Below are 23,750 nucleotides of genomic sequence, written 5' to 3'. Positions count from 1 at the left end.
GCGATCCTTCTGGAAATCTCGCCGTGAATCGTGATTTAGTCCCGCGGAAGGCCTGTTGCCGGCTCGCAGCGGCGAGAACGCGCGAAGGTCCAGGCCCGGGGGCTTTCGAATGGACGTGATCATCTACCACAATCCCGATTGCGGCACGTCGCGCAGCGCGCTTGCCACAATCAGGAGTGCCGGCATCGAGCCGCACGCGGTCGAATATTTGAAGACGCCACCTTCGCGTACCTTGTTGCAGCAGCTCGCGCGCATGGGGATTTCGGTGCGCGAGGCGGTCCGCGAAAAGGCGGCGCCCGATACGGAGCTCGGGCTCGACAACCCGGCACTGGCGGATGACCAGCGGCTCGAAGCGATGATGGTACATCCGATCCTGATCAACAGGCCGATCGTGGTGACCCCGAACGGCGTCAGGCTTTGCCGCCCTTCGGATCTGGTGCTTGATCTCCTGCCGGCGCAACAGCGTCCGGCCGGATGAACGATTTCGCGCGATCCATCGGCGCCGCGCTCACGCTGATCGGCGAGGCCGACGCCGAGCTGCTCGGCATCGTCGCGCTGTCGGTTCGTGTCAGCCTCACCGCCGGCATCGTCGCGCTGCTGATCGGCGCGCCCTTCGGGGCCCTGCTCGCGATCACCCGATTCCGCGGGCGACAGGTCGTCATCGTATTGACCAATGCGTTGCTCGGCCTTCCGCCGGTCGTGGTCGGGCTTGCGCTCTATCTTCTGCTGTCGCGGTCCGGCCCGCTCGGAGCAGCCGGACTGTTGTTCACGCCGACCGCCATGGTGATCGCGCAGACCCTGCTCGCGACCCCGATCGTGGTCGCGCTGGTGCACCGGCCGGCAAGCCTGCTCTGGGCCGAGTATGGCGACCTCGCGCGGATCGACGGACTATCGATACTGCGCAGCATCGGCTTGCTGTTCGCGCTCGGCCGAACGTCGCTGCTGACGGCCTTTCTCGCGGCTTTCGGACGCGCGATCGCCGAGGTCGGCGCCATCATCATCGTCGGTGGCAACATCCGCGGCTTCACGCGCACGATGACGACGGCGATCGCACTGGAGACCAGCAAGGGCGACCTGCCGCTGGCACTCGGGCTCGGGCTGATCCTGCTCGCGCTCAGCGTGGCGGTGTCGACCGTCGCCTTCCTGCTAGTGGGACGCGTTGGGGAAAAATAGCTGCTCGCCGCCGACCTTGTAGCCGGCGATCGCATCCTGCCCCTTCGGCGAGACCAGCCAGTCGATGAAGGCCTGTCCGTCCTTCGCCTTCACGTTCGCATGCGTCGCCGGATTCACCAGCATGACGCCATACTGGTTGAACAGCCGCTTGTCGCCCTCGGTCAGGACGGCAAGCTCGCCCCGGTTCTTGAACGACAGCCAGGTGCCACGGTCCGACAGGAGATAGGCGTTCGACGACGAGGCCATGTTCAGCGCCGGACCCATGCCCTGGCCGATCTCGCGATACCAGCTGTCCTTGCCGCCGCCGATATCGACGCCCGCCTCCTTCCACAATCTCAGCTCGGCCGCATGCGTGCCGGACTTGTCGCCGCGCGAAATGAAGGTTGCCTTTGCCGCCGCGATCTTGCGCAGCGCATCCGTGACGTCCTTGCCGCCGGCGATCTTTGCGGGATCGCTCTTCGGACCAACGATGATGAAGTCATTGTACATGACATCGAAGCGCTTCACGCCCTGCCCCTCGGACATGAACTTGTCCTCGGCCGGCCTGTCATGCACGAACACCACGTCGGCGTCGCCGCGCCGCCCGATATCGAGCGCCTGGCCGGTGCCGACGGCAACGACCTTCACCTCGATGCCCTCCGCCTTCGAGAACAACGGCAGCAGGTAACCAAACAGGCCCGACTGTTCCGTCGACGTCGTCGAGGCCACGGTGATGGTGCGATCCTGCGCGAATGCGCATGTCGACCAGAACAGAACCGCTGCGATGGCGGCAAGCTTTCTCATTGCGTTGTCCTCACTCCCCAGACGTTTGAACTTAGGCGGGAAGGATGGCGCAGGGAAGTCCGACGTTCGGCGCAGGATCAACGGCCGGGGCAGTACCGCATGACGTTGCGGTAGCCCTGCGGGTCCGGCTCCTTCATCCACTGCTCTTGCCAGGCAACCCAAAGCTTGTCGCCGGAGCTTCAGGACGACCGCAGCTTTTCGATGATGGCCGTCACCTCGTTCAGCTGGGCTTTGACCGTGGCCAGCAGATCGAGCAGATCGCGCGCCGACTGGGCTGATCCGCCAGCGGCGGCCTGATCGATCACGCTCAAGCCGTCGGTGAGACGCGAGATGATTTGCACGAGCTCATCGCGGCGCGCCTCGAGGTCCGCAAGCGTTGCGTCAAAGCGCTCGTCGAGCCGGGCGCCTTGCAACGAGCGGATCGGAACGATCCTGTCGTCGGGAGGATCGGACATGCGCGTGCTTTGCGTTGCTGTCCCGCCCATCCTAGGCGCGACCGCTCGCAACCCGGCGGTGGTGCATTGTCGCATCCGACACGGCAGTCGCGTTGCCCTTTCCCGCGCGGTGGACGCACGGATGTTCTGCAATTGGTCCCACCTACATTGACATCGATGTGACGGCCGGGGCAGTTTTTTGCATTGCTGGCGAATCAGCGATTGCTTCACGCCGAGTACCTCTTGGACAACTCCCTGTGCTTTCGAGACTGATATCGTTGCTGCGCCGCATTCCCGCGGTGAAATGGGCGTTCACCCGGCTTAGGCCCTTGCCTCACGGCGGCAGCATCGATGTCGCGCCGATCGCGGCAAGCGATTCGCCCGCAATCGTCGCCAACATCGCAGAAGCCGTTCCGGCTCCCGACGGCATCAGCACCAACCCGCAGCCCAGTGACACCGAGATCACCGTTGCGGCTCCGGTCGCCGAAGATGGCGCCGCTATCTCTGTCATCCCGGAGAGCCCGTCCGCAGCGTCAACTGATATCAGCGTCGCCGATGATTCATCCTTGGAAGCGCCGACAGAGGTCGAGTCGATCGTCGTCGAAGAGGTTTCGGTCTCATCAGTCGAGGTGGAGAGCGAGGCCGTTGTGCTCGTCAGCAGCGATCCGCCCGCGGAGCTTGAGACCAGCGTCGCACCCGTTGTCGTAGAAGAGACACCGGTCCCGGTTGTCGAGATCGAGAGTGAGCCGGTCGGTGCACCCGAGCTCGTCATCAGCGACCCACCTGTGGAACTTCCGGAGATCGTTGAACCCGTCATCGTTGAAGAGGCGCGGCTGTCGCCTGTCGAGGCCGAGAGCCGGCAGGCCAACGTTTCCGAGCCCGTCATCGGCAGCGATCCATCTCCCGACCTCTCGGCCGAGGTGGAGCTCGTCGTCGCAGAGGAGACGCCGGTCTCGTCTATCGACATCGAGACCGCTCCGGTTGATGCCCCCGTTCTCGCCGTCAACGACGATACCTCCTCCGACGTCGCTGATGTGGAGCCGACTGTCGTGGAGGACACGTGTGTCGCGCTTGCGGACAGCGACGTCTCGGCGGGGGAGGTCTCCGGGAACAGCATCGACAGCGTTGCCATCTCTGTCGTCGCAATGGAGATCGAGCCGGTCCCGGCCAACGATCCCGCCCCGATCGCAACGGAGGGTCCCTCCGCCGACACAGCGAGCGCCGTCACGCATGTCGCGCCGGAGCCGGTCCTCGAGTCTCCCGCTCCGGTGATCCCCAGCGCTCCGAAGACGCGCGCAAAGGTCGTGGAACCCGTCGACCGCGCCACGTTGATCCGGCAGCGCTGGACGGAGACCGGGATCAGGATGTGGAATCCGCGGCTTCACGGCGCCGGCGACGCCACGCTGAACATCCAGGGCCGCGTCGAGCTGCTGCCGCCCGCGCCCGGCGAGACCATGCCACGCTACGACAAGCTCGAATTCAGGATGCTGGACGGGCAGATCGTCTGCGAGGGCGTCGTCGTCGAGGCGCCCGCGTCGGCGGGTCAGCGCAGCTTTACCCGGCTCGCCGAGCCGCGTAACCCCGACCGGCCCCGCGAACCGGTACGGGAGCGCCGGGCCGCTCTCGCCTGACCCTTGTCCTCTGCGACCATGCCCGCCATATGCTAGGCTGACGGCTTGGACATGGGAGGCCGCATGCCCGCAAGATCATTGCGCCTGATCGTGATCGCCGCCCTCTGCATCTCGCAAGGGGCCTTTGCGGCGTCCGGTAAACGCCCGCACCATGCGCCCGCCACCGATCGGGCCGCGCCCTACAAGGCCGACCGGCTCTCGACCTCGCGCGGCGAGACGATCCTCAACACGCCCGGCCAGACCACCGTGCTGACACGTCAGATCCTTGACGACATGAACGCGACGACCCTCCGGGACGCCATGCGCTCGACCGCCGGCGTGACGATAGGGATTGGCCGCTAGATTTCGCGCGACTTCGCGTTCAGGGGATCGGATAGCCCTTCCAGACCCACTCCAGCGCCGACGGCAGCGTTTGCGCGATCGTCGGCCGGTCGACATGTTTGGCGTTGCGCACGAACAGGAACTGGTAGTGGTAGCCCTTCTCCGCCAGCACCTTCGCCATCAGCGCGTTCGACAGGGTCCAGTCGTGCATGCCGTCGGGAATGGTGGGGTTCGGATAGAACAGGTCCTGGTCGCCGCCGAAGAACCAGAAGCGGATCGGCTTCGCCGGCGCGGCGACGATCAGCGGCACGCCGGGCGGCTCGGCCGGCGTGAGCACGCCGGCCTTTGATATGAGGTTGGGACCGGCCGGCCCCGTCCATGCGCTGTGATATTCCCAGGCGCCGCCACGCAGCGACGGATCGTGCGGCCATTGCTGGTTGACCATCGTCGGCGAGAACGCCAGCACGCGGCGATAGAGATCGGGATAGAACCACGCCATGGTGAAGGCCGCCACACCGCTCGAGCTCAGGCCCATGGTCGCGCGCCCGTCGGGGTTTTTGGTCAACTTGACGTCGGCGTTCTTCTCGACCAGCGGCAGCACCTCGCGCTCGACGAATTGCGCATAGTCGCCTGACACCGCATCGTATTCGCGGCCGCGCTGGCTGCCCTGCGCGTCCTGGCCGCCGTTGCCGATCTGGATCGCGATCATCGGTGGCACGCGGCGCTGCGCGATCAGATTATCGAGCGTCGTGGCGAGGTCCTTGTAGGCGTTGGAGCCGCCGTCGCCGACCACGATGAACGGCGCCTCGGTGCCGCGCACATATTGCGCCGGCACGTAGACGTCGATCGTGCGCGACCAGATTCCAGGATGGCTGGTGGTGACGATCATGTGCGACTTGTCATCCGGCGCGGTGACGGTCGTCATGATCGAGGAATTGGTGCAGCCGGCGACGTCGTCGCGGATCAGGCCGGGATTGTAGATCGTGCTGTCCTTCGACGTCAGCGTGAAGGATTTTGTCGTGCCGCGTGGCACGCCTTCCTTCGCAATCGTCTCCGGCGCGGGATTGTGGGTGGGCCCGATGATGAAATTGCCCTCGGCGCCGGACGGCGGCAGCGTTCCGTCGGGTAGCTCGGTCGCGCGCGGATAGTTGGGGTTCGAGGGATCGCGCGTCGGCGGCGCCGTCTTGAAGTCGAGGCCCGTCGTGTCGATGAAGAACCGTGCCGCCTTATCGGTGGTGTTGGCCCCGGGCGGCACGGCCATGTTCTGGGTGACGCAGGCCGGCTGCGACAGTGCAATTGAAGTGAAGCAGACGAGGGAAATCAGCGTCCCTGCGAGGACGGAGAATGAATTGGTCATTTCAGCTCCCGGTGCCGACAAGTCTTTCTGGCTCGCCTTGACGCAAAGTATGGCGGGCCGCCTGCGCGCGGTCAAACAGCAAGCGGCCGCATTCCAGCGATAGCCGCCATGCTCAAACCGAACGGCGACCGTTATTCCGTGCATGCCCATGAATATTTCCGGATACGAGGCCGTTGCTGCCGCAGCTCGCGCGACGTTGCTTGCGCACCGCGCCGTGCCAAGCAAAAGGCGCGCACGGTCAAAATGAACAAGAACACTTCGGGAGGCAACCTATGAAGAAGCTCGCGGCCACGCTATGTGCGCTGGCGTTCCTCGCAACCGGCGCACAGGCGCAGACCATCAAGGATTTCCTGACAGCGGTCATGCAGAAATGGACGGCGCCATTCGATCCGTTCCAGCTGATCGGCAACATCTATTATGTCGGAACCGACGGCATTGCCGTTTATGTCATCAAGACATCGCAGGGCCTGATCCTGATGGACACGGCGATGCCCCAGTCGACCGGCATGATCGAGGAGCACATCGCGAAGCTCGGCCTCAAGGTCGCGGACATCAAGATCATCCTCAACACGCATGCGCATCTCGACCACACCGGCGGCTTCGCCGAGATCAAGAAGGAGACCGGCGCGCAGCTCGTTGCCGGTGAGCGCGACAAACCGCTGCTCGAAGGCGGCTACTATCCAGGCGACGAGAAGAACGAGGACCTCGCCTTTCCGGCGGTGAAGGTCGACCGCGCGGTGAAGGAAGGCGACAAGGTCACGCTCGGCGACACCACGCTGACGGCGCATGCAACGCCCGGCCACTCGCCGGGCTGTACGAGCTGGGAGATGACCGTCAAGGACGGTGGCCAGGACCGCGAGGTGCTGTTCTTCTGCAGCGGCACGGTGGCGCTGAACCGGCTGGTCGGCCAGCCGACCTATGCCGGCATCGTTGATGATTACCGCGCGACCTTCGCCAAGGCCAAGGCGATGAAGATCGACGTGCTGCTCGGACCGCATCCGGAAGTCTATGGCATGCAGGCCAAGCGTGCGGAGATGAAGGACGGCGCACCGAACCCGTTCGTCAAGCCGGACGAGCTCGCAACCTACGCAACCAGCCTGTCGGAGGATTTCGACAAGCAACTCACCAAGCAGACGGCGGCGTTGGAGAAGAAATAACGGCCATTTGTCCTCTCTTCACCTCTCCTTCCGCGGGGAGAGGTGAAGCACGTGCGTCGGCTGACCGCGCGGCCATGCGCCGTCGCCGATGTGAAAGCCAAGGTCTCGCATGGTTAGCGGATCGTAGCTGCGGGTGGCTGCGGGCAAGGTGTGCCTGAGACACGCGCCTCGGCCGCCGGATATCCTTAACACGGTCTCACCAATGCACGCGGCTGGAAAATCCCGTGGCCGCGCGCAACCTGCGCTGGCTTTTCGTGCAGCCCCACCTAACGCGACCTTTACCCCCGTCGTGCAAGATCGCCGCCGTTTTGAAGGGATCCGGGGCGCGTATTGCAATGCCTGTCGTCAATTTGAAGTCTCAGCTCGCCGCTGCGATGCGGCTGTTTCGCGTGCCGGCCGACAACCCGGACCTGACGCGCGCGCAGTTCGACGCCTTCTCGAAGCAGATCCCGCTGCTCTATTTCATCCTGATGAGCAACACGATCGCGGTTGCCTATACCTATGTCAACGTGGCGCCGGACTGGCTGACGATGATCGTGCCGAGCGTGCTCACCGTGCTCGCCGCGCTTCGGACCTTCTGGTGGCTACGCCAGCGGCACCTCGTGCGCAGCGATGCCGATATCCTGCGCAATCTGCGCGCCACCAACTGGATGACATTGCCGATCGGCGCCGGCTTCACCGCATGGTCCTTTGCGCTGTACCCTTACGGCGATGCCTTCGCCAAGAGCCAGGTCGCCTTCTACATGGCGGTGACCGTGATCGGCTGCATCTTTTCGCTGATGCATCTGCGTTCCGCGGCGCTGATCGTGACGCTCGTCGTCGACGTTCCCTATGTGCTGTTCTTCTGGGCCACCGGCGAACCGACGCTGAAGGCGATCGCGGTCAACAACCTTCTCGTCTCCGGCGCGATGGTGACGGTGCTGTTCATCTACTATCGCGACTTCGCCGATCTCGTCTCGAGCCGCAAATCGCTGCTGGCGCAGCAGGCGGCGACGCAAGCGCTCTCGGACGAGAACTTCCGCCTCGCCAATCTCGAKTCCCTCACCGAGCTGCCGAACCGCCGCCGCTTCTTCGCCGAGCTGTCGAGCGCCTTTACCGACGCCGAGCGCAGGCGCGTTCGCGTCGCGGTGGGGATCATCGATCTCGACGGCTTCAAGCCGATCAACGACAATTACGGCCACTCGGTCGGCGATCGCGTCCTGATCGAAGCCGGGCGCCGCATCCGCGAAGTTTGCGAAGGCTTCGGCCCGCAGCGAGTGGAATTTGCCCGGCTCGGCGGCGACGAGTTCGGCCTCGTGGTGTGCGGCGATCCTGAAGATGACGATTTGATGCGGCTCGGCCAGCGCATCGGCGAACAGGTCAAGCTGCCCTACCAGCTCGACACCGCCCATACCGGGCTGTCCTGCTCGATCGGCTTCGCGCTGTTCCCAAGCTCGGCGACCAGCGCCGAAGCTCTCTATGAATGCGCCGACTACTCGCTCTATCACGCCAAGCGCCATCTGCGCGGCCGCACCGTGATCTTCTCGAGCGAGCTCGAGGCCGAGATCCGCAGCCGCGGCGTCATCGAGAACTTGCTCCGCACCGCCGATTTCAGCACCGAGATGGACCTGGTGTTCCAGCCGATCGTGGACGCGATGAGCGAGCACACCGCCGGCTTCGAAGTCCTGGCGCGCTGGCGCAGCTCCCGCCTCGGCCTAGTCTCGCCGGCCGACTTCATTCCGGCCGCAGAGCGCATCGGCCTGATCCGGCCGCTGACGCAGGCGCTGCTGGTCCGCGCGCTCGCGACGGCAAGGACCTGGCCCGACCACATCCGCCTGTCGTTCAACCTCTCCGCTCACGATGTCTGCGCAGCCGAGGGCATTCTGCCGCTGATCTCGATCATCGAGAGAAGCGGGTTGCCGCCGCACCGGATCGACTTCGAGATCACCGAGACCGCCGTCACCTTCGACTTCGTGCGCGCGCAGCAGTCGATCGCGACGCTGAAGGCAATGGGCTGCGGCATTTCACTGGACGATTTCGGCACCGGCTATTCCTCGCTGAGCCACGTGCATCGGCTGCCGCTCGACAAGATCAAGATCGACCGCAGCTTCGTCGCCGACATCAACGAAAATCCGGTGAGTCACAAGATCATCAAGTCTCTCGCCGGCCTGTGCGACGACATGGAGATCGCCTGCGTCGCCGAGGGCGTCGAAACCCGCGCCCAGCTCGACAGCCTGCGCCGCCTGGGATGCGACTTCATCCAGGGCTACTACTTCGCAAAGCCGATGTCGGGCGATGCGATCGGCGACTATCTCGCAAAGGAACGCCAGCGTCTCGGCGACGCCGGCGCCAAGATCGTGGCCTGAAGTCCAGATCTCTACGCACGCGTAGCGCTGATAAATTAAATTGCTGCCTGTCAATCGTCCGCTTCACATGCGTCGAAACGCCCCCGACATGCCGGGATGCCGTGTCGGTGCTTGTCAGCGACGCCAAAACGCGCGATACTCAATTTCAAGGGGAAAGATATTTAATATACAACTTTTTGATCTTGGTGGCCTTCAACTGGGCGCGGCGGCAAACACGGTTGTGAGTTGGCAATCGGGAGGCAGGCATGTCGTCCAATGCGTCATTTTCGGCAGGGCGCCACGCCCCGCCGCATTCCCACCTCACCGCTTCGCATGCATCACCGCCGCCCGCCGAGCCGGACGGCGGCAGCCTCATACCCATCAGCCTCTTCATCCTCAGCGATGTGCGCCTGCTCTGCGAAGGCCTCAGTTCCTGCCTGGCCCGGCAGGAATGCTTACGCATCGCCGGACACGGCGATCTTGCGACCCTGCCTGAGCAAGTCGTCGACAGCGGCGCGCAGGTGCTGCTGGTCGACATAGCGACGCCGCAGGGCTTGCAGCAATCGGCAGCCTGCCGCGCGCTGACGCCGGCGTTGAAGGTCGTCGCCATTGCGGTCGCCGAGGCCGAGCAGGACATCCTGGCCTGCGCAGAGGCCGGCGTGTCCGGCTTCGTGCTGCGCGAGGGTTCGATCAGCGACGTCGTCGCCGCCGTCCGTAACGCGATGCGCGACGAGCTCGTGTGCTCACCCAAAGTCGCCGCCGCCCTGTTCGGCCGGCTCGCGCTGCTCTCCGCGCGGACCGTCACGCGAGCGCCGGCCGCCGGCGTCGACACGCTGACACCACGCGAGCACGAGATCATTCGCTTCGTCGGCGAAGGGCTGTCGAACAAAGAGATCGCACGAGCCTTGCGGATCCGCAATTCGACGGTGAAGAACCACATGCACAACGTGCTCAGCAAATTGCAGATTCGCCGGCGCGGCGAGATCAGCAAGCATCTGCACGCGAACGGCGCGCCCGCGCCTGCATCGTCGCGGATCCAGACCCGCTAGACCTTTCGGCCTAGATCCTCCGAGCCGGCACGGGCCGGCATCGCGCGCGAAGCCGCCATGTCGCGGTGAAGCGCGCGCCCGTTTGCGTCATCGCGGTCTCACCACCGCGGGCATGGTCCGGACCATCAGCTCCATCCTCGCTAGACCTTTTGGCTCAGTCGCGCCGTCGCGCCTTGTGCAAGGCTCACCGCAAAGGTGGCCATTGCGACAGAGACGCATCCTCATTGCGGGATTTCCGAGGCTGATGACCGATCTTCTCGAGCATGTCGTCGCGAAAGATCCGGCGTTGTCCATAGTCGGGACGAGTGACGACGCCAATCTGGCGGCGGAGGCACGCCGCACCCGGGCCGACGTTCTCGTGGTGGCGCAGAAGGCACCGGACGAGCGCGACAGCCTCGCAAGCCTTCTGCACAGTCGGCCGCGGATGAAGGTCGTCACCATCGTCGCAAGCGGCGAAAGCGGCGCGCTCTACGAGCTGCGGCCGCACCGCACGGCCATCACCGAGATCACGACGCAATCCCTGTCGGAAGCCATTCGGGATCCGCCCGGCCCGAGGCGCAGGCCGCGCCAGCGGCGCGCGCGCCGGCTGGGCAAGACCATCGCCGCGGTCTGACCAAGGAAGACGGACCGCCAAATCACAGGAGCCGACATGCCCTCAGCCCTTCTGCAACCCGGCGTCTATATCGAGGAAATCTCCAGCGGCGTGCGCTCGATCTCGGGCGTGGCGACGTCGATCGCGCTGTTCATCGGCTGGGCGCCGCGCGGCCCCGTTGACCGTGCCGTGCGCATCTCGAGCTTTGCCGACTATGAGCGCGCCTATGGCGGGCTCGACCGCCGCGCCAATCTCGGCTACGCCGTGCGCCAATTCTTCGACAACGGCGGCAGCGACGCCTACGTCGTGCGGATCGCGCTGTTCAATTCGGGAACGCCCGCCAACGACGCGAAGACCGCGACCTGCGCGATCAACGATCTCGGTATCGAGGCGAGTTCGCCGGGTCTGTGGGCCAACTCCTACAGCGTCCGACTGACGCTACGCGCGGACGACAGCACCCGCTTCCGGCTCGACGTCATCGGCCCGTCGCCGAGCACTGACATCGTGGAGACGTTCCAGGACCTGTCGATGAACAAGGCGGATCCGCGCTACGCGCCGAGCGTCGTCAACGGCCGCTCCGCCTTCATGGACAAGCTGACCACGGCGTCAACGACGGTCCCGACCCCGGCCACGAAACCACTTGCGGGCGGAGCCGATGGCACGGTCCTCTCCGCCAATGACGGTCCGTTCGTCAGCGCGATCGATCCGCTGTTCGCGACCGGCGGGATCGTCGATCGTATCGACATCTTCAACCTGGTCTGCGTGCCCGGCCTCACCAACGTCAATTCAACAACCCAGGGCGCACTCGCCAAGCTACAGCAACGCTGCCACGTCCGCCGTGCGTTCCTGATCATCGACAGCCTCCAGAACGAGACCGTCGCCAACATGAGCGGCGCCAACGGCGAGGCCGGCCTGACCGGCTCGGACGGCAATTTCTCCGCGCTGTACTACCCGTGGGTGATGCAGGCCGATCCACTGCAATCCGGCGTCGTGCGCGACTTTCCACCTTGCGGCTTCGTCGCCGGCGTCTACGCCCGAACCGACGCCACGCGCGGGGTCTGGAAGGCGCCGGCCGGCACCGATGCCAGCGTCAACGGCGGCGTCGGCTTCGCGTTGAGCTTGAGCGACGCCGAGAACGGCCAACTCAATCCGATCGGCGTCAACTGCCTGCGCACGCTGCCGGTCTACGGCAACGTGGTCTGGGGCGCGCGCACGCTGCACGGCCAGAACGACCGCGGCTCGGAATGGAAATACGTTCCGGTACGGCGCATGGCGCTGTTCCTGGAGGAGAGCCTCTACCGCGGCACGCAATGGGTGGTGTTCGAGCCCAATGACGAACCGCTCTGGGCGCAGATCAGGCTCAACATCGGCGCCTTCTTGCAGGGCCTGTTCCGGCAGGGCGCGTTCCAGGGCCGCTCGCCGCGCGAGGCCTATTTCGTCAAATGCGACCGCGAGAGCACGACGCAGGCCGACATCAATCTCGGCATCGTCAACATCATCGTCGGCTTCGCGCCGCTGAAGCCCGCCGAGTTCGTCGTCATCAAGATCCAGCAGATCGCCGGCGACATTCCAACCTGAGGCAAAGACACCTGAGGCAAGCAAATGGCACAGTTCTCGGTCAATCCGCAGCGCTTCGATCCCTACAAGAACTTCAAGTTCCGCGTGAAATGGGACGGCCGCTACGTCGCCGGCATCAGCAAGGTGTCGGCGCTGAAACGCACCACCGAGGTGGTCGAGCACCGCGAGGGCGGTGATCCCTCGACGGGACGCAAGTCGCCCGGCCGCAGCAAGTTCGAGGCGATCACGCTCGATCGCGGTGTCACCCACGACACCGAGTTCGAGAAATGGGCCAACAAGGTCTGGCATTTCGGCGCAGGACTTGGCGCCGAGGTCTCGCTGAAGGATTTCCGCAAGGACATCATCCTCGAGGTCTATAACGAAGCCGGGCAGCTCGCGCTCGCCTACAAGATCTACCGCTGCTGGGTCTCCGAATACCAGTCGCTACCCGATCTCGACGCCAACGCCAATGCGGTGGCGATCCAGCACATCAAGCTGGAGAACGAGGGATGGGAGCGCGATCAAGCCGTCGCCGAGCCGTCCGAGCCCACTTTCACCGATCCGGCCTGAGACCGCTCATGCTCTCCGCCACCGCACAACGCGAGCAGGACATCCTGGCGATGTGGGACCGGGCCGCCGGCCGCGCGCAGCGCCAGCGCGACGATGCCTTGTTCGCGGCGGCGGGCGCAGCGCCGACGGACTCGATCGGCACAGGCAATGCCGCTCTGCTGGCCTTGCGCACGCGATTGTTCGGCGCGCCGTGGCGGCTGCGCGCCGCCTGCCCCACCTGTCACACCGACTGCGAGTTCACGGCGGACAGCGCAGTGCTCGCGGACGGACTTGCACCACCGGCTGACGCCGTGCCGCCGCGTATCACGAACGGGGGCCGCGAGCTGGCGCTGCGGCTGCCGACGCTTTCCGATCTTGCAAGCCTCGCCGCGACCTGCGATTCCGCCGCCGCGGCAAAACTGTTGCTCGCGCGCTGCCTCGGTGACGCGCCGCCGGCCGCGCAGGACATCCTGCATAGGGTCGAAGCCGAGCTCGAACGTTGCGATCCCGGAGCGGTGCTCAGTTTTGCGCTCGACTGCCCCGATTGCGGCCACGCCTGGCAGGCCGTGATCGACATCGCGCCGGCGCTCTGGGCCGAGGTGCAGGCGGCGGCCGAGCGTACCCTGCTCGAAGTCGACGCGCTCGCGCGCGAATATGGCTGGAGCGAAGCCGAGGTGCTGGCATTGCCGCACACCCGCCGCGCCGCCTACCTGCAACTTGCGGGCGCGTCATGACGGGCCTCCTGCAAAATCTTGCACGCATCGGCCGCTGCGAACCGATTCCCGGCGCGGCACGCGTTGCCCTGCCGCCGCGTTTTGCCGCCCCGCCCCGGAATGACGATGCTCCGATGCACGAGACGACACGGGATGAAAGGCAGACACCGGCATCCTCGCCGGCGGCATTGCCGAACATCACCGGCGCAGACGATCCTGCCACTGGCGTGCAGGCGCCGCAGCGCAGACAAATGGAGCCGGACAACGAAGGCGCACCGTTGCGTCTCGAGGCCAAGGTCGCAGCTGCCGCGCCGCCGCTTCAATCGACCGACGCGCCGTCGAGATCGCCTGTCGATGCCCCTCTGCCTGCCGACCCGCGCGATCCGCCGCGCGGCACACAGCCGCGTGACACGGTCTTGCGCGACACGCCCCGCCCCCGAAACGAAGCTGCAACACCGCCGGCGCTTCCGCTCGGCCAGACCGTGCTCGCCGGCCAGGCGCAGCGCCGGCGCGAGACACCGCCGGTGATCAAGGTGACGATCGACCGCATCGACATCCGCTCGCCGGAGCCCCCACGCACGGCACGCGCCGTTAAGCCCGCATCAAAGCCGTCGGTGTCGCTATCCGACTATCTGCGCCGCCCTGGACCCGGAGGCCGCGCATGAGTTCGCCGCTCGCGATCGGCGCGGTCAGCGCAGTGCTGCGCAACCTGCTCGACAACGGGCTGATCGAGGCCGGGCCCGCGGTCGGCGGCACCGTCAATGTCAGTGCGGTTGCGCCCGACACGATCGACCTCGCCAGCCCTGAAGAGCAGCCGCGGCTCAATCTGTTCCTGCATCAGGTGACGCCGAACCCGGGCTGGCGCAACCGCTCCCTGCCGTCGCGGTCCTCGACCAGCGGCGAGCGACTGACCAACGCACCGCTCGCACTCGACCTGCACTATCTGCTGACGGCCTACGCGCGGGTCGACTGCCAGGCCGAAATCCTGCTCGGCTATGGGATGCATCTGTTGCACGAGCGCCCGGTGCTCGATCGCGCCGCGGTGCAGCGCGCGCTCAATCCCAATCCGCTCGACGTCGCGATGCTGCCGCCAGCGTTCCAGGCGCTCGCTGCCGCCGACCTTGCCGATCAGGCCGAGTTGATCAAGATCACGCCGGCTGTGATGGGGCCGGAGGAGATGTCACGACTATGGGCGGCCATCCAGTCGCATTACCGGCCGACGGCCGCCTATGTGGTGTCGGTGGTGCTGATCGAAGCCACGAAGCCCGCAGTCTCGCCGCTGCCGGTGCTGTCGCGCGGGATCATCGATCCCGCGACCAAGCGCGACCGCGGCGTCGTCGTCAATCCCGACACGTTGCCTCCGCTGCCGACGCTGTTTGCGGCGACGCCGCAGAACAAGCAGGCCGGCGCACGGCTTGGCGAGCCCGTGGCGCTCTCCGGCATTCGCCTCAGCGGCAGCAATTTTCATGTGCGGCTGGCGCACCCGCTATTTCCGGCGCCTTTTGAACTGGTGCCGGGCGCACCCAACGACGACGGCACCGAGCTCACCGTGACGCTGCCGAACGATGCTGCCGCGCAGGCAGCGCTCGCGCCGGGGCAATGGAGCCTCACGCTGCGCCTGCTGCCGGCCGGCGAAGCCAATGAGCGCGAGACCAACGCGGTGGCCCTGGTCATCGCCCCAGCACTGGTCATTGTAGCCGATGCCGGACTTTCGCTGTCCGCAGCGACCGTGCTGCGCAAGACTGCGCCGCTGCGCGTCACGGCCACCCTATTCTCGCGGCCGCAGGTGCAGCCGCGGCAGCGCGCGAGCCTCGTCCTCGGCACGGCGGAAGCCACCGCCAAACCGCGCAGCGCGGCCACCGATCCGCTGGTGTTCGACTTCCCCGCGACGCTTCCCGCCGGGGCCTATCCGGCGCGGTTGCGCATCGACGGCGTCGACAGCCTCCTGCTCGATCTCAGCGGCGATGCGCCCGCTTTCGATGCCTCGCAAACCCTGAGCGTGCCGCCATGAACATGCACGACAGACCGCAAGCGCAGCCCGTGCTCGATTGGGCCAGCCGCAACCAGCATTGGCTGGCGGCGCAGTTCGCTGCGCTGCGCGGGCGCCTCGCACGGCAGTTGCGCGATACATCGGCCAACGCCGAGCCGCCTCCGCCGGAATGCGCCGATGATTTCGAGCCCGCGCTCGAGGCGCTGACCAAGCTGTTCGGCCTGTCGGCGTTCGAGCGCGACGTCGTGCTGCTCGCGGCCGGCGTCGAGCTCGACAGTGCGCTGCGTCGCCTCGTCGGCGTGGCGATGGCGCAAGCGCCCGAAGCCATCGCGAGCACGCAGCCGACGTTCAATTTCGCCATGCAGATGCTGAGCGAACCACATTGGGATGCGCTCTCGCCGCTCCGGCCGTTGCGGCGCTGGCGCCTGATCGCATGCGAGGGCCGCGAGGCGCCGCCGCGCCGCCCGATCCAGATCGACGAGCGCGTGCTGCACTACCTGACCGGCCTCCCCGCGATGGATGCCCGCCTGATCGGGCTCGTTCGCTGCGAGCCGGTCGGATCCATCGAGCCCGATACACCACAGGCGAACACGATCGCGCACGCGCTCGGCACGGGCGCGGCCGCCCTGGCCACCCTGGGTCACGCTCGCGGCGAGATCGAGCCGCAGCGCGACCTCGCGCGCGCCGCGCTCGCCTGCCTCGGTGCGAACGGCCTGTGGTTGCACGCCCGCGACCTGCCGCACGATCCGCGCGAGCTCGCCGAGATCGCCCGTCTGCTCGACCGCGAGGCCGCGCTCTCGGATGCCATCATCGCGCTCGAGCTCGACCGCCCGATCGAGGCGGCGGATGCCGAGGCGCATGCGATGACGCTGCTCGCCCATCTGATGGGACCCGCGATCGTGCTCAACGCGCCGGAGCCGGCCCGCTTGTCGCGACTGCGGCAGCGCCGCATGCTGCGGCTCCAGGTCGCCGATGCCCCGGCCGCCGCGCGGCAGGTCGCAGCCTTGCGCGGGCTTACGCGCGAGCAGGCCGCCGCGCTCGCAGCCGCGCTGCGCCCGGCGCTGCGGCAGTTCGACGTCCCCGCCGCCGACCTRCGCCTCGTGGTCACCGAAGCCCTCGCCGAGACCCAGGCCGATCCCGCTCTGCTCGGGCCGGCGGTATGGCGGCTCTGCCGCGCCGCGGTGCGCGGCGGGCTTGACACGCTGGCGCAGCGGATCGACAGCCGCGTTGGCTTCGACGACCTGGTCGCGCCCCCGGTGGTAACCGCGCAGCTCCGCGCCATCGCGAATGAATTGCAGCACCGGCCGCGCGTCCATGGCGACTGGGGCTTTGCCGCGCATAACGGCCGCGGGCTCGGAACCGCCGCGCTGTTCGCCGGCGAATCCGGCACCGGCAAGACCTACGCGGCCGAAGCGATCGCGAGCGCGGCCGCACTTGATCTCTACCGCATCGATCTTGCCAGCGTGGTCAGCAAATATATCGGCGAGACCGAGAAGAATCTGAGCCGGCTGTTCGAGGCCGCGGAGACCAGCGGCGCCATCCTGCTGTTCGACGAGGCCGATGCGCTGTTCGGCAAGCGCAGCGAGGTGCGCGATAGCCATGACCGCTTCGCTAATATCGAGATCGCCTACCTCTTGCAGCGGATCGAGACCTATCGCGGGCTCGTGATCCTCACCACCAACATGAAGAGCGCGCTCGACCGCGCCTTCCTGCGCCGCATCCGCTACGTGGTCCAGTTCCCCTACCCTGACGCTGCCGCGCGCGAAACATTGTGGCGCATGCAGTTCCCCTCCGATGCACCGCTCGGCGAGGTGGATTTCGCAGGCCTCGCCAGACTGCAACTGACCGGCGGCAACATCCGCGCCATCGCGCTTAACGCCGCCTTCCTGGCCGCCGCCGGCGGCGGACGGATCGAGCAGGACGCGATCAATGCCGCGGTGCGTGCCGAGTTCTCCAAGCTCGAGCGGCCTTGGCCGGGAGTCGGGCCATGAAACACGCCGCTATCGATATCCGGATTGGACGTCTCGTCGTCGATGCGTCGCGACACTCCGAAGCTGCGGGACTTGCCGACGCAATCGGACAGGCCTTGCAACAGCGGCTCACGGGGTCCGCCAACGAGGCGAGCGCCGTCCATGCCGAGGCGCCGCGCGCCGTCGCCGATCGGATCGCGGCACGATTGACCACGACATCCGGCGCCGGCGCTCCGCGAGGCAAGCTATGACCGTGCATGCCGCACCAAAGGCAGTGCCGAAGCAATCCTCGCCGGCCCATGCGCCTTCGCTCGAGCTTCGTCCGGCCCGCGACCGCTTCGAGAGCGAAGCCGAGCACGCGGCCGAGAACGCCCTGCGGCCATCGCAGCCGGCTGGCCCGGCCCCGGTGCTGTCGCCGCTTCCACGCTCTGCTGGCACGACGGGACAGGCCGCGCCGGGCGCGGTATCCGCGGTGGTCGGATCGGCAGGCTCGCCACTCGGCGCTCCGACACGCGAGACGATGGAACGCCAATTCCGGTCCGACTTCAGCTATGTGCGGATCCACACCGACGCGCAGGCCGCAGCCTCGGCCCGTGCGATCCGCGCAACCGCCTACACCGCGGGCGCCCACATCGTGTTCGGCGACGGCGCATACAATCCGCAAAGCCCACGTGGCCGGCACATTCTGGCGCACGAGCTCGCCCATGTCGTGCAGCAGCGCGGCGCGACCGTGTCGCCGGCGGCGGTGCAGCGGCTCGCCTGGTACGAATCGATCGCCGTGTTCTTCGGCGCCGAGGGCAATTTCGGCGACAAGGAGCTGCTCGCCTATCTCGAAAAGATCACCAAGTCCGCCGCGATCGAAGGCAGCTTCGACAGCGACAACAAGGCGCGTGCGATCGTCCGTCGGTGGAAAGCCGGCCAGGCCGAGTTCAAGCTCGATCCAGTCCAAAAGGCGCTGTTGATCCTGGAGATGCAGGACGGCCCCACACTTGATGACGACGAGAACGCGATCCTCGACCTGCTCGAGCTGAGCGATATCGCCGCACTGAGGATCATGTTCGGTTCAGGCAAACTCAGCGTCACCGAGCTCGAATCCGACATCGACGGCGCCGAGTACAAGAGGTTGAAGCGCTTCTTCGCAACCCGCTTTCGCGGCGGACGCGACGCGCTCGCCAAGGGCGACGTCGAGCCGCTGGGCGAACCGGGCAAGGGCGCGCCGACCTTCGCCTACGATGCCATGGCCATCAAGATCCGGATTGCGACGGCAGCGGGCCACGACGAGGTCGCCACCATCGCCGCGGAGGTGTTCGCGCTCGCGCCGGCCGAGCGGGCGAAGGCCACGGAGGAACTCGGCCGCGAGCGCGCCGACATCGCCCGCCGGTTCGACCTCCTCAGCGACCAGGCCGAGGACGAAAGCGATCCGGCGAAGAAAGCAACGCTCAAACAGCAGGCTGACGCGACGGAAAGGATCCTCGACAAATACGACGTCATGCTTCAGGGCGTGTTCCGCGACGTCACGCTGATCACCAGCGCCGGCGATCTGTCGACGACGGTCGAACCCGATGCCGCGAAGAAGGCAGACATCGCGGTGGCGCTGAGGCCCGACCCCAGCAGCCCGCTGCCATTCGACAACTCCCCGGCGGGCAAGAAGAAGTACGACGACGCCTTGCGCCTGCTGATGCCCGGCATGATCCAGGACTACTGGGATGAAATGGTCAAGGACAAGGGGACCGCGGAGCACGGCGATCCGAACAAGGTGCACCAGCTTGCGGAGTTCGAGCGGATCGGCAAGGCCAGCAAGGACGAAACCGACAAGGTGTTCGGCGAGTACTACGACCAGTCGAAGCATCCCGAGCTGAAAGCCGATACGCTCGGCGCGCGCGGCAACATCCACGACCTGTTCGCCGAGACCGAGGCCGAGCTCGCGGGCATGGACAGCACCGAGAAGCGCGACAAGGCGAAGGCGCTGATGCGGTATTTCTTTCAGGCCAACGACCGCGTGCGCGCCATCAATCGCAAGCTCAATGCCTCACCGCATTTCGATGCCAGCAACAATCCCGTGGGCGACGAGGCGATCATCCTCGACCAGATCGCCGACGACTTCACCAGCACGGCCGCGCAGGTCGACAAGCTGAACGAAATCGACCGCGGCTGGGATGCCTCCGCCAATCTCGGCGACATCAACATCCAGATCTTCAAGAAGGCCGACTCGGACAAAGATCGCGATTTCCTGTGGGACATGTTCCAGACGCTGATCCACGAATATATCCACACGCTGCGGACCACGGAATACGACAATTTCGCCAATACTTTCGGCGACGGCTCCAACGAAAACAATACGCTGATCGAAGGCGTCGATTCGCTCTTCGACGAGATCGCCTGGGAGAATGTCGCACCGCGGGTCAACGATCCCAAGCTGCGCGAGGCGGTTGAGGGCCCCGCATATGCAAAGCTCAAACCGATCACCGTGCAGCCGGCATCACGCCGACGCTATTCCTCGTATGCGGAGGCGGTGAAGCTCGTCAACGTCGTCGGCATCCGCAACCTCTACGCCGCCTATTTCCAGGGCGACGTCAAGAAGATCGGAGGCTGAGCGATGCAAGCCGCGCGCCCGTCGGATCTCGCTCTGTCACCGCTGCGGCTGCTCGCCGGCCGCGACCTGCGTTCGTTCGCAGGCCTCGCGCACCCGACCTCCCTCGACGACGTCGCAGCCGTGTTCGATCTCGACCGCTCCTGGCATGGACAGGGCGCGCTCGGCAGCGCCAGGCACCGGACCGACTGGTTCAACGCCGCGGCCGCAGGCTTCGCGCGAGGCGCGCGGGTATGGGCAAACGACGGCACGGTGGTGCTGATCGATGCGACCGACGTCGTCCTCGTCGAGCCGCTGCCGTCGTTGCTCGACGCACTCGGCGAGCCGGAGACAAGGCTCAATTCGTTCCAGGGGACGTTCGAGGTCGAAGCCAATGAATACGTGTACGCGCAGCGGGGCCTGACGCTCTACGTCAACCGCGCCGTCGATACGACGCTCCGGATTGCCGCGTTCGCACCGGGCAGTCTTGAACGCTATCAGCGCGACTTGCGGCTCGACCTTCAGATGAAACGGCTGCCACCGTCGCGCGGCCCATCGGGGGATCGCCTGCCATGACCGGCCTCACCTCGTCCCCAAAACTGATCAAGGGCGGCCTCGTGGTGCTGGCGCCGGGCGGCGGCACGGTGCGACGGCAGATCGCGCTCCAGTACAATCCGGACACGCTGAGCCGCAGCTACCAGGTGCAGGGCACCGGCGGCGACGGCTCGGCCGGCGGGCGGGCGCAACCGTTCCGGCTGAAAGGGCCCGCGATCGAGACCATCAAGCTCGACGCCGAGATCGACGCTACCGACCAGCTCGCCGATCCCGACGCGCACGCCAATGCGGTCGCCTTCGGCATCGCGCCGCAGCTCGCGGTGCTCGAGGCGCTCGTCAATCCGAGCGTCGACGATCTGCTCGGCATCGCAAGCCAGGCCGATGGCGGCACGCTCGAGATCCTGCCGCCGGAGGCGCCGCTCACTCTGTTCGTCTGGAGCAAGAACCGGGTCGCGCCGGTGCGCGTCGCCGAGTTCTCCATCGTCGAGGAAGCGTTCGATCCCGCGCTCAATCCGATCCGCGCAAAGGTCTCGCTCGGGCTGCATGTGATGAGCACCGACGATCTCGGCTTCTCGCATCGTGGCGGCACCATCTTCCTCAATTACCTGCGCAATCGCGAGACGCTTGCCGGCCTGACCGGGAGCGCCTCACTGGCCTCGCTTGGTCTTTCCAGCCTGCCCTGACGGAGCACATGATGTCCTCGGATCCCGTCCAGATGTTGATCGATGCCGGCGCGTTTCCGGACAATAGTTTTCCGCCGAACAGCCGCTATCACGGCACCGCGATCGGACGGCTCAAGCGCAGCGCCGACGATCCCGGTGTCGCCTATGTGCTGCGCCGCTTCATCCCCCAGGGGCGCGACATCGGCATCGCCGGCGAACACATCGTCAATGCCGGCGCCCGGCCCGACACGCTCGCCTCCGCAACGCTTGGCGACCCCGAACTGTATTGGCGGATCGCCGACGCCAATGTCGTGACCGATCCGCTCGAACTCACCGACACGCCCGGTGAGCGCGTGCAGATCCCGCGCCCGAACGGGCTTTAGGGAGACGATTCCCGATGATGCAGGGTGGCGTCCAGCTCTCGCTCCAGATCGGCCCGGCGCCGGTGCCGGCGCCGCGCGAGGTGCTGGAGACGCTGACCCATGCCAAGATCGAGATCGGATCGGGCGATGCGCAGAGCGGATTCGAGCTGACTTTCGACCTGCCGGTGCGCTCGCCGCTGCGCACCATCTTCCTGCTTGCCGGCGGCGGCGCGCTGCCGCCGCTGCTGCGCGTGGTGCTGATCGTCACCATCAACGGCATGGCCGAGTCCGTCATCGACGGCATGGTCACCAATGTCGAGACACAGCCGGGCAGCGGCGGCGTCGGCAAGCTGGTGATCAAGGGCAAGGACATGTCGGCGCTGATGGACATCATCGAGCTGCCGGGCCTGCCCTTCCCGGCGATGCCGCCCTCGGTGCGCGTGCTGGCCATCCTTGCCAAATACGCAGCACTCGGCGTGATCCCGATGGTGATCCCGAGCGTGCTCGATATCCCGCCGATCCCGGTCCAGCAGATCCCGCAGCAGAAGGGCAGCGACTACGCCTACGTCAAGAAGCTCGCGGGTGAAGCCGGCTACGTCTTCTATCTCGAAGCCGGTCCCGCGCCCGGTGCCTCCAAGGCCTATTGGGGACCGGAAATCCGCTTTGGCGCGCCGCAGCCGGCACTCACCACCAACATGGACGCGCTCACCAATGTCGAGGAAATCTCGTTCAACTTCGACAAGGAACGCAAGGTCATGCCGATCGTGTTCTTCCAGGAGGCCAACAGCAAGGCGCCGATCCCGGTGCCGATCCCCGACATCACGCCGATGAGCCCGCCGCTCGGCGTGGTGCCGCCGCTGCCGCCGAAGATCGAGAAGCTCTCCAACACCGCGCATTTGTCCGCGCCGCAGGCGCTGATGGCGGGGCTCGCTTACGCCAGCCAGCACAGCGACAGCGTGTTCGGGAGCGGCAAGCTCGACGTCGCCAGATATGGCCGCGTTCTGAAGTCGCGGCAACTGGTTGGCGTGCGCGGCGCAGGCCTCCCGTTCGACGGGCTCTATTACGTCAAGAACGTCACCCACGAGATCGAGCGCGGCTCCTACAAGCAATCATTCTCGCTCGCACGCAACGCGCTGATCTCGACCGTTCCGCAGGTGCCGACATGAGCGATGCGCCACTTTTCGGAAAGTATCGCGCGGTGGTGATCAACAATATCGATCCGCTTCAGATCGGCCGGATCCAGGTGATGGTGCCCGACGTCGGCGCCGTGATACCGACGAGCTGGGCGATGCCTTGCGTGCCGACCGCAGGCATCAATGCCGGTTTCTTCACGGTGCCGATCATCGGCGCCGGGGTCTGGATCGAGTTCGAGCGCGGCGACCCCGACTATCCGATCTGGGTCGGGTGCTACTGGGGCAGTGCCGCGGAGGTGCCGGTACTGGCGCACGCAGTGCCACCCGGCGTCCCCGGCATCACCCTGCAAACCCCCTTGAAGAACGGTCTCACCATCAGCGACGTGCCGGGCCCGACCGGCGGCATCCTGATGCAGACCACGACGGGCGCGATGATCTCGGTCAGCGACGTCGGTATCACCATTTCCAACGGCAAAGGCGCGGTCATCACCATGACCGGACCGACCGTCGACGTGAATCTCGGCGCGCTCACCGTGATCTAGGAGACGCACATGCCCGCTCCCGTCTTGCATCTCGGCGCCACGGTATTGTGCAGCCATGCCGGACAGGCGACGCCGATCGCGCCGTTCCCGCGCGTGATGCTGTCGGGCCAGCCCGCGGTCAATCTCACCAGCCCCTATGCGATCGCGGCCTGCTCGCTCACCGGCTCGGCGCCGCCTTGCGTCACGGCGCAGATGGTAGTGGGCGCCGCACGGGTGATGATCGGCGGCGCACCGGCCGCGACCATGATCGGGCAATCCGTCTGCACGCCGACGGGCACCCCGATGCTGCCCGTCGTGGCGCAGACGCGCGTGCTGGCAACCTGAGGG

General features: G+C 66.3%; 25 protein-coding genes. 22 read left to right on the top strand and 3 right to left on the bottom strand.

From position 1 onward, the window contains the following. The first annotated feature begins 109 nt into the window (after window positions 1–109). Window positions 110–478: an arsenate reductase (glutaredoxin) gene (gene arsC / locus AC1DW2_RS26055; protein WP_063981972.1), complete on the top strand. Its 369-nt coding sequence runs from the start codon at window positions 110–112 to the stop codon at window positions 476–478. Beyond that, complete coding sequence (locus AC1DW2_RS26050; protein ID WP_063981971.1) at window positions 475–1,173, top strand: ABC transporter permease; 699 nt, start codon at window positions 475–477, stop codon at window positions 1,171–1,173. Before arsC ends, AC1DW2_RS26050 begins: the two co-directional genes overlap by 4 nt. Here the strand turns inward: AC1DW2_RS26050 and AC1DW2_RS26045 are convergent. Beyond that, entirely contained in the window at window positions 1,147–1,956 is an 810-nt protein-coding gene (locus AC1DW2_RS26045; RefSeq protein WP_063981970.1) for an ABC transporter substrate-binding protein, read from the bottom strand. The genes AC1DW2_RS26050 and AC1DW2_RS26045 overlap by 27 nt on opposite strands. Window positions 1,957–2,135: 179 nt before the next feature. Continuing rightward, on the bottom strand, window positions 2,136–2,543 hold the full coding sequence (locus AC1DW2_RS26040) for a hypothetical protein (protein WP_187387985.1): 408 nt from the start codon (window positions 2,541–2,543) through the stop codon (window positions 2,136–2,138). Between the two features lie 125 nt (window positions 2,544–2,668). Here AC1DW2_RS26040 and AC1DW2_RS26035 point away from each other — a divergent pair, with 125 nt between their 5' ends. Both AC1DW2_RS26035 and AC1DW2_RS26030 read left to right on the top strand, forming a co-directional pair. Further along, window positions 2,669–4,021, top strand: coding sequence for a hypothetical protein (locus tag AC1DW2_RS26035; protein ID WP_063981968.1), 1,353 nt, complete (start codon window positions 2,669–2,671; stop codon window positions 4,019–4,021). A 63-nt stretch (window positions 4,022–4,084) separates the two neighbouring features. Beyond that, a complete protein-coding gene (locus AC1DW2_RS26030; RefSeq protein ID WP_187387984.1) occupies window positions 4,085–4,363 on the top strand; it encodes a Plug domain-containing protein in 279 nt (92 codons plus the stop codon). Window positions 4,364–4,382: 19 nt separating this feature from the next. Here AC1DW2_RS26030 and AC1DW2_RS26025 read toward each other — a convergent pair whose 3' ends face one another. Next, the gene (locus AC1DW2_RS26025) at window positions 4,383–5,699 is read right to left on the bottom strand and encodes an alpha/beta hydrolase (RefSeq protein WP_063981966.1); all 1,317 of its coding nucleotides are present in this window, start codon (window positions 5,697–5,699) and stop codon (window positions 4,383–4,385) included. 272 nt (window positions 5,700–5,971) lie between these two features. Between AC1DW2_RS26025 and blaBJP the strand changes: the two genes are divergently transcribed. The 18 genes from blaBJP to AC1DW2_RS25935 all read left to right on the top strand — a co-directional run bounded on the left by blaBJP (window position 5,972) and on the right by AC1DW2_RS25935 (window position 23,747). Continuing rightward, a complete protein-coding gene (gene blaBJP, locus AC1DW2_RS26020; protein ID WP_063981965.1) occupies window positions 5,972–6,856 on the top strand; it encodes a BJP family subclass B3 metallo-beta-lactamase in 885 nt (294 codons plus the stop codon). A 335-nt stretch (window positions 6,857–7,191) separates the two neighbouring features. Then, the gene (locus AC1DW2_RS26015) at window positions 7,192–9,201 is read left to right on the top strand and encodes a putative bifunctional diguanylate cyclase/phosphodiesterase (protein ID WP_477007436.1); all 2,010 of its coding nucleotides are present in this window, start codon (window positions 7,192–7,194) and stop codon (window positions 9,199–9,201) included. Window positions 9,202–9,446: 245 nt separating this feature from the next. Further along, the gene (locus AC1DW2_RS26010) at window positions 9,447–10,229 is read left to right on the top strand and encodes a LuxR C-terminal-related transcriptional regulator (RefSeq protein ID WP_063981963.1); all 783 of its coding nucleotides are present in this window, start codon (window positions 9,447–9,449) and stop codon (window positions 10,227–10,229) included. 244 nt (window positions 10,230–10,473) lie between these two features. Further along, complete coding sequence (locus AC1DW2_RS26005) at window positions 10,474–10,842, top strand: hypothetical protein (RefSeq protein ID WP_063981962.1); 369 nt, start codon at window positions 10,474–10,476, stop codon at window positions 10,840–10,842. Window positions 10,843–10,878: 36 nt separating this feature from the next. Next, the gene (locus AC1DW2_RS26000) at window positions 10,879–12,399 is read left to right on the top strand and encodes a phage tail sheath family protein (protein ID WP_063981961.1); all 1,521 of its coding nucleotides are present in this window, start codon (window positions 10,879–10,881) and stop codon (window positions 12,397–12,399) included. Between the two features lie 24 nt (window positions 12,400–12,423). Further along, the gene (locus AC1DW2_RS25995) at window positions 12,424–12,948 is read left to right on the top strand and encodes a phage tail protein (protein ID WP_063981960.1); all 525 of its coding nucleotides are present in this window, start codon (window positions 12,424–12,426) and stop codon (window positions 12,946–12,948) included. An 8-nt stretch (window positions 12,949–12,956) separates the two neighbouring features. Further along, window positions 12,957–13,661, top strand: coding sequence for a hypothetical protein (locus AC1DW2_RS25990; RefSeq protein ID WP_199877126.1), 705 nt, complete (start codon window positions 12,957–12,959; stop codon window positions 13,659–13,661). A 113-nt stretch (window positions 13,662–13,774) separates the two neighbouring features. Further along, window positions 13,775–14,305, top strand: coding sequence for a KAR9 family protein (locus AC1DW2_RS25985; RefSeq protein WP_187387983.1), 531 nt, complete (start codon window positions 13,775–13,777; stop codon window positions 14,303–14,305). After that, entirely contained in the window at window positions 14,302–15,651 is a 1,350-nt protein-coding gene (locus AC1DW2_RS25980; RefSeq protein WP_063981958.1) for a Pvc16 family protein, read from the top strand. Before AC1DW2_RS25985 ends, AC1DW2_RS25980 begins: the two co-directional genes overlap by 4 nt. Beyond that, window positions 15,648–17,621, top strand: a complete 1,974-nt coding sequence (locus AC1DW2_RS25975) for an ATP-binding protein (protein ID WP_231142752.1) — start codon at window positions 15,648–15,650, stop codon at window positions 17,619–17,621. Before AC1DW2_RS25980 ends, AC1DW2_RS25975 begins: the two co-directional genes overlap by 4 nt. Continuing rightward, complete coding sequence (locus AC1DW2_RS25970; RefSeq protein WP_063981957.1) at window positions 17,618–17,851, top strand: hypothetical protein; 234 nt, start codon at window positions 17,618–17,620, stop codon at window positions 17,849–17,851. The genes AC1DW2_RS25975 and AC1DW2_RS25970 overlap by 4 nt, the downstream gene beginning before the upstream one ends. Beyond that, on the top strand, window positions 17,848–20,193 hold the full coding sequence (locus AC1DW2_RS25965; RefSeq protein ID WP_063981956.1) for an eCIS core domain-containing protein: 2,346 nt from the start codon (window positions 17,848–17,850) through the stop codon (window positions 20,191–20,193). Before AC1DW2_RS25970 ends, AC1DW2_RS25965 begins: the two co-directional genes overlap by 4 nt. A gap of 3 nt (window positions 20,194–20,196) precedes the next feature. Beyond that, complete coding sequence (locus tag AC1DW2_RS25960) at window positions 20,197–20,745, top strand: hypothetical protein (RefSeq protein ID WP_063981955.1); 549 nt, start codon at window positions 20,197–20,199, stop codon at window positions 20,743–20,745. Continuing rightward, a complete protein-coding gene (locus AC1DW2_RS25955; RefSeq protein ID WP_063981954.1) occupies window positions 20,742–21,407 on the top strand; it encodes a hypothetical protein in 666 nt (221 codons plus the stop codon). Before AC1DW2_RS25960 ends, AC1DW2_RS25955 begins: the two co-directional genes overlap by 4 nt. A gap of 11 nt (window positions 21,408–21,418) precedes the next feature. Then, complete coding sequence (locus AC1DW2_RS25950) at window positions 21,419–21,769, top strand: hypothetical protein (RefSeq protein WP_063986204.1); 351 nt, start codon at window positions 21,419–21,421, stop codon at window positions 21,767–21,769. Between the two features lie 14 nt (window positions 21,770–21,783). Further along, on the top strand, window positions 21,784–22,914 hold the full coding sequence (locus AC1DW2_RS25945) for a hypothetical protein (RefSeq protein ID WP_063981953.1): 1,131 nt from the start codon (window positions 21,784–21,786) through the stop codon (window positions 22,912–22,914). Next, the gene (locus tag AC1DW2_RS25940) at window positions 22,911–23,423 is read left to right on the top strand and encodes a phage baseplate assembly protein V (RefSeq protein ID WP_063981952.1); all 513 of its coding nucleotides are present in this window, start codon (window positions 22,911–22,913) and stop codon (window positions 23,421–23,423) included. Before AC1DW2_RS25945 ends, AC1DW2_RS25940 begins: the two co-directional genes overlap by 4 nt. Window positions 23,424–23,432: 9 nt before the next feature. Continuing rightward, window positions 23,433–23,747 (top strand): hypothetical protein, encoded by a 315-nt coding sequence (locus AC1DW2_RS25935; protein WP_063981951.1) that lies wholly within the window; start codon window positions 23,433–23,435, stop codon window positions 23,745–23,747. The last annotated feature ends 3 nt before the right edge of the window (window positions 23,748–23,750 follow it).

This window comes from Bradyrhizobium sp. P3_C3 (assembly GCF_056402655.1).
The sequence above is the reverse complement of the archived record's forward strand: the minus strand, read 5'-3'. Positions and strand labels throughout refer to the sequence as shown.